Consider the following 12,267-nt stretch of genomic DNA (forward strand, 5'->3'; position numbering starts at 1 on the left):
CTCGGTGAGCTGGACGAGGGATTCCACGATGGGACGGAAGCTTTCCCCTGAACGCGAGGTGGGCGCCACCTCCTTTCGCCGGTAGGCTTCGCCCCCTCATGAAGGCCCATCAGAAGATGCTCCTCGGCATTTCCATCGGCGCGGTGGCCGGGCTCGTCTGCAACGCCGTGTTCGGGAGCGCGGACTGGCTCACCTGGACCGTCGAGCACGTCACCAACCCCCTGGGGCAGATCTTCATCCGCCTGCTCCTGATGCTGGTCGTGCCGCTCCTGTTCTCCGCGCTCGTCGTCGGCGTGGCGGAGCTGGACCTCAAGCAGGTGGGACGGCTGGGCGCCCGCACGCTGGGCTACACCGTCGTCTTCTCCGTCATCTCCGTGCTCATCGGCCTGTTGCTCGTCAACACGCTCAGGCCCGGGGACGGCCTGAGCGACGAGGCCCGCGCCCTGGCCCGCACGGGCACGGCCATCAAGGCCGCGCCGCCCCCCGGGGACACCTCCGCGGGCGCGCTCTTCATGTCCATGGTGCCCACCAACCCGGTGAAGGCCGCGGCGGACGGGGACATGATTGGCCTCATCGTCTTCTCGCTCATCTTCGGCCTGGGCATGGCGCTCACCCCGGGCGAGCCCGCGCAGCGGCTCAAGGACGTCGTCCAGGGGCTCTACGACGTGATGATGAAGCTCATCGACGGGGTGCTGAAGCTGGCGCCCGTGGGCGTGGGCGCGCTGCTGTTCTCCATGACGGCGCGGCTGGGCTTCCACATCCTGGGACAGCTGGCGTCGTACGTGGGCGTGGTGCTGCTGGCGTTGAGCATCCACATGTTCGTCATGTACTCGCTGTCCGTGCGCTTCCTGGGCGGACGCAACCCGGTGGAGTTCTTCCGCTCCTGCCGGCTGGCCATCGTCACCGCCTTCTCCACGTCCTCCTCCAGCGCCACGCTGCCCACCGCGCTCAAGGTCGCGGAGGAGAACCTCCAGCTGCCGCGCAACGTGTCGCGCTTCGTGCTCACCGCCGGCTCCGCCATGAACCAGAACGGCACCGCGCTCTTCGAGGGCGTCACCGTCCTCTTCCTCGCGCAGGTGTACGGCGTACCGCTGGGCCTGGGGCAGCAGGCGACCATCATGTTCATCTGCGTGCTGGCGGGCATCGGCACCGCGGGCGTGCCGGCGGGCTCCATCCCCGTCATCGCGATGATCCTCGGCATGTTCCACATCCCCGTGGAGGGGCTGGGCCTCATCCTCGGCGTGGACCGCTTCCTGGACATGTGCCGCACCGTGCTCAACGTGACAGGAGACCTGGCCGCCGCGGTGTACGTGTCGCGCGGCGAACCCCCCGACCGGCCGGTCGGCGAGGAGGCGGCGGAGTCCCCCGCGGCCTGACATGGTGGCACCCCGGTTCCACCTTTGACCGAAGTCCCATCCGCCGTCCCCGAAGCCAAGGAGCTTCCGCCGCATGAAAATCGCCAACGGTCGCGTCGTCGCGCTCGAGTACCGCCTCCACCTGGGGGACGGGCAGGTCATCGACCAGAGCGCCCCGGGCCAGCCGCTCGCCTATCTGCACGGGCACAAGCAGATCGTCCCCGGCCTGGAGGGCGCGCTGGACGGCCTGGGGGCGGGGGAGAGCAAGCAGGTGGTGGTGAGCCCGGATCAGGGCTACGGCAACCACAACCCGGAGGGCGTGCGCACCGTCCCTCGCAGCATGCTGCCGCAGGGCTTCACGCCCCAGGTGGGCCAGACGCTGATGGCGCAGACGGAGGACGGCAACATCCCCCTGCGCATCCAGACGGTGAACCCGGACTCCGTCGTGGTGGACTTGAACCACCCGCTCGCCGGCAAGACGCTCCACTTCGACGTCACCGTGCGCGAAGTGCGTGACGCGACGCAGGAAGAGCTCACGCACGGCCACGTGCACGGGCCGGGCGGCGCGCACGAGTAACGCCGCCGGACGGCACGGAGCGTTTCGTTCCTTCGGGGGGCGTGAACTATCTTGCGCCCCCCATGGCTCCTCCCGTCCCGAACCCCAGCCAGCTCCGCGTCCCCGCGCCTGACCCCGCCGCCGTCCCGGAACGGCCTGGCGCCTCCGCGGCGATGGATCCGGAGCTGTACTGGCGGGAGCACGTCTACCAGGGCGGCGCGCGGCAGCTCACCGTGCGCGCCGTCATCGCCGGGATGCTCATTGGCGCGGTGATGTGTCTGTCCAACCTCTACGTCGTCCTCAAGACGGGCTGGAGCCTGGGCGTCACCATCACCGCGTGCATCCTGGCCTTCGCGGTGTTCAGCACGCTGCGCTCGCTGAAGCTGCTGCGCGGTGAGTTCTCCGACCTGGAGAACAACGCCATGGGCTCCGTGGCGTCCGCCGCGGGCTACATGACGGGCGGCGGCAACATGGCCGCGGTGCCCGCGCTGCTGATGCTCACCGGCACGCTGCCGTCGTCCGGCTGGCTGATGCTGTGGTTCGCCGTCATCTCCGCGCTGGGCGTCTTCGCCGCCATCCCCATCAAGCGCCAGCTCATCAACATCGAAGCGCTGCCGTTCCCCACCGGCACCGCGACCGCGGAGACCATCCGCGCGCTGCACGGCCACGGCGAGACTGCCCGCAGCAAGGCGCGGCTCCTGGGCATCGCGGGGCTGGTGGGCGCGCTGCTGGTGCTGGTGCGCGACGCGCGCTTCAGCTGGCTCAAGAACCTGCCGGAGAAGGTGAGCCTGCCGTTCACCATCCTGGGCCGCGAGGCCGGCAAGTGGTCCCTGTCCTTCGACTTCAGCCTGTTGCTCATCGGCGCGGGCGCGCTGGTGAACTTCCGCACCGGCTGGTCCATGCTCCTGGGCGCCATCCTCAACTACGGCTTCCTGGCGCCGGCCATGTTCAGCCAGGGCGTCATCCCGGAGGTGACGTACAAGGCCATCAACGGCTGGTCGCTGTGGACGGGCTCCGCGGTGCTGGTGTCCTCCGGCCTGCTGTCGTTCGCCTTCCAGTGGCGGAGCGTGGTGCGCTCCTTCTCCGCGCTGGGCTCGCTGGTGGGCAAGAAGCCCCAGGAAGGCGCGCGCGAGGATCCGCTGGCGGACATCGAGTGCCCCCCGGCGTGGTTCCCCCTGGGCTTCGCGCTGCTGGGCCCGGTGGCCGTGTTCCTCATGGCCTACCTCTTCCAGATTCCCTGGTGGGCCGGCGTGCTCGCGCTCCCGCTGGCGGTGGTGATGGGCGTCGTCGCGTCGCGCGTGACGGGGGAGACGGACACCACGCCCACCAAGGCGCTGGGCCCCGTCACCCAGCTCATCTTCGGAGGCCTGGCGCCGGGCAACATCCCCGCCAACGTGATGAGCGCCAACGCCACCGGCGGCGTGGGGCTGCACTCGGCGGACCTGCTCACGGACCTCAAGTCGGGGTGGCTCTTGGGCGCGTCGCCGCGTCAGCAGTTCTTCGCGCAGCTGTTCGGCGTGGCCGCGGGCGCCGTGGTGGTGGTGCCCATCTTCAACCTGCTGGTGCCCACCGCGGACGTGCTGGGCTCGGAGCAGTTCCCCGCGCCCTCGTCCATGGTGTGGGCCGGCGTGTCGAAGATGCTCGCCTCCGGCGTGTCCGCGCTGCACCCCACCGCGCGCGTGGGCGCCCTGGCCGGGGCGCTCCTGGGCATCACGCTGGTGCTGCTGGAGCGCTGGGCCCATCCGAAGGTGAAGGCCTTCATCCCCACCGCGTCCGGCCTGGGGCTGGCCATGGTCATCCCCGGCTCCAGCTCCATCAGCCTCTTCGTGGGCGCGGCGCTGGCGGCGCTCATCAAGCGCCTGAAGCCGAAGCTCGCGGAGGCCACGGTGCTGCCCGTCAGCTCCGGCTTCATCGCGGGCGAAAGCCTCCTGGGCATCGCCATCGCGATGGTGAAGGCCTTCGGCTTCATGCCGAAGTAGCGGCGCCTCTTCAGTCCACCTTGCTGGTGGCCCAGGACACGCCCGCGACGAACCGGAAGGTGGGCGTGTCCAACCCCGCGCCCACGCCCGGGCCTCCCATGACGTACAGGTCCAGGCTGGACAGGGCGTGGCGGCGGATGGCGATGAGCAGCTCCGCCCCCATGCGCCCTCCGTCCAGCGGGATGCCCGTGAGCACGCTCACCTCGCCGCGCGTCGTCTCGCCGTTCAGCGACGTCACCGTGGCGCCCAATCGCAGCTCATTGCCCACGACGTCTCGCGGGTCGTAGGACGCGGGGGCCAGGTCCTGGCGCTTGCGCAGAAACACGCCGGCCTCGCCGCCCACCTGGAAGCCCTCGCCCACGTAGCCCAATTGCAGACGCGGCTGCCACGCGTAGTCCTCGTGCGCCAGGGCCTCGCGGCTGCCCACGGGCAGGCCCGCCGTCAGCGCCACCGCCAGGTTGATGGGCGCGCCGCGCGTCTGGCGCAGCAGCGCCGCCCGGGCGGTCAGCCACGGCGTGGCGAGGCCCCCGGAGTCCGGCCCGAAGTACTCCAGCGTCGGCTTCCCCCCCTGCGACAGGATGAAGGGCACGTCCGCCCCCACGTCCATCCACGACAGCACGCCGATGCCCACCGTCAGGTGGGCCGTCATCTTGTTCTCGACCAGGCCCGTGCCATCCCCGGGCTCCCAGCGTGTCTGGAAATGCAGGGGCAGATGCTCGTAGTGGTAGTTCAAACTCACCCGCAGCTGCCCGGCCGCCAACGTTCGGCCCGTGGCCACCACCAACGACCCCAGGGCCGCCGGGTCCAGGTGCAGCCGTTGCAGGTCGAATACGGGCAGCGGGCTCTTGGGGCCGCTCTCCAGGGCGTGGGCGGAGAAGGGGAGGGACAAGAGGGCAGCGGCGAGGACCGAGGCCGGACGAAACACGTGACGACTCCCGAGGCGGAGGGACGCGGACTCTAGCCAGAGTCCCCCTGCCCGGAAATCATGCACGCGGGTGTCACCAATTGATGGTTGTCCTACGCAAGGACCGCCGCGTCAGGCCGTGCCGGCCGCCAGGTCCTGCAATTCCTGCCATCGCGTATAGAGCCGGTCCACTTCGGCGGTGGCGGCCTCCAGGGACTGGTTGACCTCCGCCACCTTGGAGCCCTGGCTGTAGACGGCGGGGTCGGCCAGCTTCGCCTCCAGCTCCGCCTTGCGCTTCTCCGCGGCCTCGATGGTGGCCTCCATGCCGTCCAGCTCGCGCTGGTCCTTGTAGGAGAGCTTCCCGGGCTTCTTCTGCGCGGGCTTCGCGGCGGACTCCTCGCGGGGCGGGGGCTCGTCCTTCTTCGGCGCGGCGGCCTTGAGCGCGGCGGCCTGCGACTGCTCGCGCAGCCGCTTGTACATGTCGTAGTTGCCCTCGTAGCGGGTGACCTTGCCCTCGCCGTCGAAGGAGAGGATGGCGGTGGCCACCTTGTCGAGGAAGTACCGGTCGTGCGTCACCAGCAGCGTGCTGCCCGCGAAGTCCAGCAGCAGGCGCTCCAGGATGTTGAGCGTGACGATGTCCAGGTCGTTGGTGGGCTCGTCCAGCACCAGCACGTTGGCCCCTTCCAGGAACAGCCGCGCCAGGAGGAGCCGGTTGCGCTCGCCGCCGGACAGCGCGCCCACCTTCATGCGCTGCATGGGCACCGGGAAGAGCAGGTCCTCCAGGTAGTCGCGCAGGGCCACCTTCCGGTCCGCCAGCTCCACGTGGTCCTCGCCGTTGGAGGCCGCGTCGTACACCGTCTGGTCCGGATCCAGCTGGGCACGCTGCTGGTCGTAGTAGGCGACCTTGGTGTTCTTCCCGATGACGAGCTTGCCGCTGTCCGCGGGGATTTCGCCCAGCATCACGCGCAGGAAGGTCGTCTTGCCCACGCCGTTGGGGCCCAGGAAGCCCACGCGCTCGCCGCGCTGGAGGCGGAAGTCCACGCCGTCCAGCACCTTGCGGTCGCCAAAGGACTTCTTCAGCCCTTCCGCCTCGATGACGGTGTGGCCCAGCCGGGGCGCCGCCACCACCTTCAGGTCCGCCACCTTGGGGCGCTGGAAGCCCTTCTCCGCCAGGAGCTTCTGCGCCCTTTCAATGCGGGCCTTGCTCTTGGTGCGCCGCGCCTCCGGGCCCTTGCGCAGCCACGCCACCTCCTGGGCAATCCAGCGTCCGCGCTTGTGCTCCGCCGTCTCCGCGTTCTCCTGGGCGACGAGCTTCTGCTCCACGTAGGCCGCGTAGTTGCCGGGATACGAGATGAGCCCGCCGCCGGGCTGGATTTCGACGATGCGGTCCACCAGGTCGTCCAGGAAGTAGCGGTCGTGCGTCACGAGCAGGAGCGCCCCGGGAAGCTTGTCCAGCTCGTCCTCCAGCCAGTCCACGGTGTCCGCGTCCAGGTGGTTGGTGGGCTCGTCCAGGAGCAGCAGGTCCGGGCGCGTGAGCAGGGCGCGGGCAATGGCCACGCGCTTGCGCAGGCCGCCGGACAGCTGCGCCACCGGCCGGTCCCAGTCCTTCACGCCCAGCCGGTCCAGGAGCGTCTTCGCGTGGTGCTCCGTGTCCCAGCCGCCCGCCTGTTCAATCCGGTCGCTCAGGGCGGACAGCTGCTCCAGCATCTTCTGGGTGGCGTGCGCGGGGTCCGCCTCCAGCTTCCGCGACAGCTCCGTGTGCGCCGCCAGCGCGTCCTTCAGCGGCGCCTGGGACACGGCCAGCTCGCTCTGCACGGTGGCGCCTTCGGGGAACTCCGGCTCCTGGGGCAGGTAGGTGACGCGCGCGCCCCGGCGCAGCTGCAATTCGCCCAGGTCCGGCTTCGCCGCGCCTGCGAGGATTTTCATCAGCGACGACTTGCCGGAGCCGTTGACGCCCACGAGCCCCACGCGCTCGCCCTCCTCGATGGTGAAGGTGAGGCCCTCGAAGACGGTGCGGCTGCCGAAGGCGAGCTGGACGTTGGCGGCGCGAAGCAGCGTCACGGGAAGAGACCTCCTCGAAGGGGGACAACGCGAAGCGGTGGGGGACGACAAAAGCGAAAGGGCGCCCCCCATTGAAGCGGGGAGCGCCCTTCCTACAGCCAGTGCGGCGTGGGCACCCGGACTACTTGCGGGCGGCCTGCTCCGCGGCCTGCTTCTCCTTGTACTGCGCCATCAGGGCCTCCGCCTCGTTGCGCGGGACCGGCGAGTACCTGGCGAACTCCATCGTGAACTCGCCCTTGCCCTGGGTCGCGGAGCGCAGGTCGGTGGAGTAGCCGAACATCGTGTTCAGCGGCACTTCCGCCACCGCCGTGACGTAGCCCTCGGCGGTGCCCGTCTCCATGATGGTGCCGCGGCGCTGGTTCAGCTGGCCGACGACGGAACCCTGGAAGTCTTCCGGAGCCGTGACTTCCACCTTCATGATCGGCTCGAGGATGACCGGCTTGGCGGCGGCGTAGCCTTCACGGAAGCCCATGATGGCGGCCGTCTTGAAGGCCATTTCGGACGAGTCCACCGCGTGGAACGCGCCGTCGTTGATGACCACGCGCAGGCCCACCACGGGGAAGCCGATGAGGCTGCCCTTCTTCACGGCCTCCTGGAAGCCCTTGTCGCACGCGGGGATGAACTCGCGCGGGATGGAGCCACCGACGATGTCGTCCACGAACTCGTACTGCTGCACGGCGTCCGAGGGCAGGGGCTCGACGTAGCCGCACACGCGCGCGAACTGACCGGAACCACCGGTCTGCTTCTTGTGCGTGTAGGCGAACTCGCCCTTCTGGGAGATGGTCTCGCGGTACGCCACCTGGGGCTTACCGGCGACCACCTCGCAGTTGTACTCGCGCTTCATGCGCTCGATGTAGATCTCCAGGTGGAGCTCGCCCATGCCGCTGATGATGGTCTGCGCGGACTCTTCGTCACGGCGCACGCGGAAGGTGGGGTCTTCCTTGTGGAAGCGGTTGAGCGCCTTGGAGAAGTTCGCCAGCGTGTCGCGGTTCTTCGGCGTGACGGCCAGCGAGATCACCGCGTCCGGCACGAACATGGACGTCATCGTGTACTGCACGGTGCCGTCGGTGAACGTGTCGCCGGAGGCGCACTCGATGCCGAACAGCGCGACGATGTCGCCGGCCGTGGCGTCGTTGACGTCGTGCATTTCCGACGCGTGCATGCGGACGATGCGCGGAACCTTGACCTTCTTCTGGTTCACCTGGTTGACGATGAAGTCACCCTTGCTCACCTTGCCCTGGTAGATGCGCATGTAGGTGAGCTGGCCGTAGCGGCCGTCTTCCAGCTTGAACGCCAGGCCGACGAAGGGCTTGGACGGGTCCGACTCCAGGATGACCTTGGCCTCGTTGTTCTTCTGGTCGAGGGCCTCGTTGGTCGCTTCCTTGGGGTTCGGCAGGTAGCTGCACACCGCGTTCAGGAGCAGCTGCACGCCCTTGTTCTTGTACGCGGAGCCGCACATCACCGGCGTCATCTTCAGCGCGATGGTGGCGCGGCGCACGGCGGCGCGCAGCTGGGGCTCGGTGATGGAGCCCGGGTCCATGAGGAACGCCTCGCCCAGCTCGTCGTCGACGTTGGCGATGCCTTCGATCATCTCGTCACGGCGCAGCTTGGCCTCGTCCAGCATGTCCGCGGGGATGGCCTCCTCGCGCACGTGCTCGCCGTTCTCACCGTCGAAGTAGTACGCCTTCATCGACAGCAGGTCGATGAGGCCCTGGAAGCGGTCCTCGGCGCCGATGGGGTACTGGAGCTTCACCGCGTGGTGGCCCAGCTTCTCCTTCAGCTGCGAGGCGACGCGATCATAGTTCGCGCCCGAGCGGTCCATCTTGTTGATGAACGCGATGCGCGGAACCTTGTAGCGCTTCATCTGGCGGTCCACCGTGATGGACTGCGACTGCACGCCCGACACGGAGCAGAGCACCAGGATGGCACCGTCGAGGACGCGGAGCGCGCGCTCCACCTCGATGGTGAAGTCCACGTGTCCCGGGGTGTCGATCAGGTTGATGTTGTGGTCGCCCCACATCGCGTACGTGGCGGCGGACTGGATGGTGATGCCCTTCTCACGCTCCAGGTCCATCGAGTCCATGATCGCGCCCACGCCGTCCTTGCCGCGGACCTCGTGGATCTCGTGGATCTTGCCCGTGTAGAACAGGATGCGCTCGGAGAGCGTCGTCTTGCCCGAGTCGATGTGGGCAGAGATACCGATGTTACGAATCTTCTCGATGGGTACGTTGGAGGCCACGATCCGGTCCTTCTTCGATTGAAAAAATTGCCTGAGGGAACAGAGCAGGCGGGGCCCTTACTTCCCACAGGACCCAGTTACCAGACAAATCCGCATGACGTGGGGCGTACATCCGCCTACGTTCCGCCGTCCCTGTTCCGACTGAGGTCTCATAACAATGAGCGCGAGCGAAAACTTCTCCCTGGCCCGGGCATGGCTCAAGGCCTTCAACGCCCACGACGTCACCGCGCTGGTTGCCCTGTACGCGGAGGATGCAACACACACCTCGCCCAAGATTCGCGTCCTGCATCCGGAGACGGGCGGGCGCCTGGTGGGCCGGCCGGCCCTGGAGCGGTGGTGGAGGGACGCCATCGCCCGGCTGCCGGGCCTGCGCTACGAGGAGACGGCCCTCACGGCGGACGGGGACCGGGTGTTCATGGAGTACCTGCGCCACGCGCCCAACGAGGCCCCCCTGCCGGTGGCGGAGGTGCTGGAGGTGAAGGGCGGGCGCATCGTCGCGTCACGCGTCTACCACGGCTAAGGTGCCCTCCATGGCGAACCCTCCCAACAGCTTCGACCGGGACTTCGGATACCTGCTGCCCTTCATGGACAAGGTGGCGGCGGCCGCCTCCAGCCTGCCGGACGCGTCCGCCCGTGAGGAGCTGGTGCGGCTGATGGCGGAGGAGAAGGTTCGCTGGGAGCGCATCCGCTCGTTGCTCCAGGGCGCCCCGGGGCGGGGCGGCGCCTCCACGGGGGCTGCCCCCAAGCCGTCGGCCTCGAAGGCCGCGCCGCCCGCCGTCGCGCCCCCCCTGGCCCGGGTGTCCGGGGACGGGGTGAACCGGGCGGCCCGGCTGGAGTCGGGCCTCACCGTGGGCAGCCTCAAGGACTCGCGCTAGCGCGGGGGCTCAGGCGCTGCTGACGCGGACCTGATCCAGCGCGTCGTAGGTGGCGGCCTTGTAGGCCTCCGACAGCGTCGGGTAGTTGAAGCAGGTCTCCACGAAGAGCTGCGCGGTGGCGCCGGTGAGCAGCGCGGTGAGCCCCACGTGCACCAGCTCCGAGGCCTGCTCGCCCAGCACGTGCACGCCCAAGAGCTTCATGTTGTCGCGGTGGAAGAGCAGCTTCAGCATGCCCTGCCGCTCCCCGATGATCTGCCCGCGCGGGTTGGTGTCGAAGGTGGCCCGGCCGACGACGTAGGGGACGCTGCGCGAGCGCAGGGACTCCTCCGTGTCGCCGGCCATGGACACCTCCGGGATGGTGTAGATGCCGTAGGGCAGGATGGGCGTGAGCGTGCGCTTGCCCGGGCCGAACGCGTGCTCCACGGCGATGCGGGCCTGCTCCATGGACGTGGAGGCCAGCGCCGGGAAGCCGATGACGTCCCCCACCGCGTAGATGTGCGGCACGGCCGTCTGGTACGCGAGCCCCACTTCAATCTGCCCGCGCTTGCCCTGCTTGATGCCCAGCGCCTCGATGCCCAGGCCCGCGGTGTTCGACGTGCGGCCGGAGGCGACCAGCACCTGATCCGCCTCCAGCACCTCGCCGGTGGACAGCTTCAGGCGGATGGGCTCCTCGTGCGACTCCGGGACGTGCGCGGACTCCACCGTCTGGCCCAGGCGCAGCCGCACGCCCAGCGTCTCCATGCAGTCACGCAAGAGCTGGCCAATCTCCACGTCCAGGAAGGACAGCAGCTCGTTCTTCACCTCCACCAGCGTCACCGGGATGCCAAGCGCGGCGAACATGCACGCGTACTCGCAGCCGATGACGCCGCCGCCCACCACCACCAGCGTGCGGGGCAGGGTGGTGATGTCGAGGATCTCATCCGAGTCGTGCACGCGCGGGTCGCCGAAGGGGTACAGCGGCGGGCGGTAGGGCGTGGAGCCGGTGGCGATGAGGACGGTGCCGGCGGTGAGCTTCGCGACCTCCGCGCCGTCGCGCTTCACGGCGACGGTGTGCGCGTCCAGGAAGGCGCCGGAGCCCTGGAACACCGTCACGCCGTGGCGCTGGAGGTTCTTGTGGATGCGCTCGCGCTCCATCTGCTTCACGCGGCGCTCGCGGAAGAGGAAGTCGGAGACGGTGGCCTCGTGGCGCAGCGTCGCGTCCACGCTGTAGAGGCCGCGCGCCTTGAAGCCGGACAGGTGCAGCGCCGTCTCGCGCAGCGTCTTGGAGGGAAGGGTGCCGGTGTTGGCCGCGGTGCCGCCGAGCACGGGCTCCCGCTCCACCACCGCCACCCGCTTGCCCGCGAGCGAAGCCTGTACCGCGCCCCATTCCCCCGCGGGGCCAGAGCCGATGACCACCAGGTCGAAGTCCGCCATGGGCCGCACCCTAACCCCACCGTGGGGAGCAGGGCAGCGCGAAGTCACGGCCCTGGCCGGGTTCCCCGCGCTGGTCTGGCGCTCAGGCGTCCTCGGACTCGCTGACGGGGCCCGCGGGAGCACGGCCGGTGTAGTGCAGCTTCTCGCGGATCTCCGCGTCGGTGAGGAGCCGGAAGCCGCTCTCCGGGATTCCCTCCAGGGTGATGTCGCCCACGGCCTCCCGGTGGAGCGCCCGGGCGGGCAGCCCCACGGCGCCCAGCATGCGCTTCACCTGGTGGTGACGGCCTTCGGTGAGCGTCACCTCCACCGTGTGCTCGTCGCGCACGCGCACGACGGCGGGGCGGGCGGGGCCGTCGTCCAGCATCATGCCCTGGCGCAGCGGCTCCACCTTCGCGTCGTCCGCGACGCTGAACACCGTGGCCACGTAGCGCTTGGGGAGGTTCGTCTCCGGGGACGTGCAGTGGGCCACCAGCTTGTCGTCGTTGGTGAAGAGCAAGAGGCCCGTGGTGTCCACGTCCAGCCGGCCCACGGCGTGCCAGGTGAAGCGGTTCAGCTCCAGGGGCAGCTGCGGCAGGAGGATCTCGAACACCGTGCCCGTGCGGTGCTGGCGCGCGGTGGAGGTCAGCACGCCCGGGGGCTTGTGGAAGGCCAGCACGTGCGAGGGCACCTCCTTGCGCACCGGCAGCCCGTCCACCTTGATGACGGCGTCGGGCGGCACGGGCGTCAGCGGCGTCGTCGCCACGCGGCCGTTGACGCTCACGCGGCCCGCCTTGATGGCGGCCTCCGCCTCGTCCTGGGGCATGGCGCCCGCGCGGGCGAGCGCTCGGGAGAGCCAGTCCGGCTTCTCCTTGCCCTCCCAGCGGTTGGGGCGTGTCTCTTATACAC

Annotated in this window: 9 protein-coding genes and 1 pseudogene; 5 read left to right on the plus strand and 5 right to left on the minus strand. The window is 69.4% G+C overall.

Annotated elements, in window-relative coordinates; translation table 11 throughout:
* Positions 1–98: 98 nt before the first annotated feature.
* From D7W79_RS29260 to D7W79_RS29270, 3 genes are all read left to right on the plus strand, one after another.
* Positions 99–1,376: a dicarboxylate/amino acid:cation symporter gene (locus D7W79_RS29260; RefSeq protein ID WP_120528671.1), complete on the plus strand. Its 1,278-nt coding sequence runs from the start codon at positions 99–101 to the stop codon at positions 1,374–1,376.
* Positions 1,377–1,449: 73 nt separating this feature from the next.
* On the plus strand, positions 1,450–1,932 hold the full coding sequence (locus tag D7W79_RS29265; RefSeq protein WP_120528672.1) for an FKBP-type peptidyl-prolyl cis-trans isomerase: 483 nt from the start codon (positions 1,450–1,452) through the stop codon (positions 1,930–1,932).
* 62 nt (positions 1,933–1,994) lie between these two features.
* Positions 1,995–3,890, plus strand: a complete 1,896-nt coding sequence (locus D7W79_RS29270; protein ID WP_120528673.1) for an OPT family oligopeptide transporter — start codon at positions 1,995–1,997, stop codon at positions 3,888–3,890.
* Positions 3,891–3,900: 10 nt separating this feature from the next.
* Here the strand turns inward: D7W79_RS29270 and D7W79_RS29275 are convergent, their stop codons facing one another.
* The 3 genes from D7W79_RS29275 to fusA form a co-directional block, all read right to left on the minus strand.
* Positions 3,901–4,815 (minus strand): flagellar motor protein MotB, encoded by a 915-nt coding sequence (locus tag D7W79_RS29275; RefSeq protein ID WP_120528674.1) that lies wholly within the window; start codon positions 4,813–4,815, stop codon positions 3,901–3,903.
* Positions 4,816–4,926: 111 nt separating this feature from the next.
* A complete protein-coding gene (locus D7W79_RS29280) occupies positions 4,927–6,855 on the minus strand; it encodes an ABC-F family ATP-binding cassette domain-containing protein (protein ID WP_120528675.1) in 1,929 nt (642 codons plus the stop codon).
* 121 nt (positions 6,856–6,976) lie between these two features.
* Complete coding sequence (gene fusA / locus D7W79_RS29285; protein ID WP_120528676.1) at positions 6,977–9,094, minus strand: elongation factor G; 2,118 nt, start codon at positions 9,092–9,094, stop codon at positions 6,977–6,979.
* A 157-nt stretch (positions 9,095–9,251) separates the two neighbouring features.
* Here fusA and D7W79_RS29290 point away from each other — a divergent pair, with 157 nt between their 5' ends.
* Complete coding sequence (locus tag D7W79_RS29290) at positions 9,252–9,614, plus strand: nuclear transport factor 2 family protein (RefSeq protein ID WP_120528677.1); 363 nt, start codon at positions 9,252–9,254, stop codon at positions 9,612–9,614.
* A gap of 10 nt (positions 9,615–9,624) precedes the next feature.
* Entirely contained in the window at positions 9,625–9,969 is a 345-nt protein-coding gene (encD, locus tag D7W79_RS29295) for an encapsulin nanocompartment cargo ferric reductase EncD (protein WP_120528679.1), read from the plus strand.
* 9 nt (positions 9,970–9,978) lie between these two features.
* Here encD and sthA read toward each other — a convergent pair whose 3' ends face one another.
* Together sthA and D7W79_RS29305 are read right to left on the minus strand one after the other, a co-directional pair.
* Positions 9,979–11,382, minus strand: coding sequence for a Si-specific NAD(P)(+) transhydrogenase (gene sthA, locus D7W79_RS29300; protein ID WP_120528678.1), 1,404 nt, complete (start codon positions 11,380–11,382; stop codon positions 9,979–9,981).
* An 82-nt stretch (positions 11,383–11,464) separates the two neighbouring features.
* A pseudogene (locus tag D7W79_RS29305) lies at positions 11,465–12,244 on the minus strand (pseudouridine synthase); the annotation flags it as partial.
* Positions 12,245–12,267 lie beyond the last annotated feature (23 nt).

The organism is Corallococcus exercitus, assembly GCF_003611585.1.
GTDB classification, from domain to species: Bacteria; Myxococcota; Myxococcia; order Myxococcales; family Myxococcaceae; genus Corallococcus; species Corallococcus exercitus.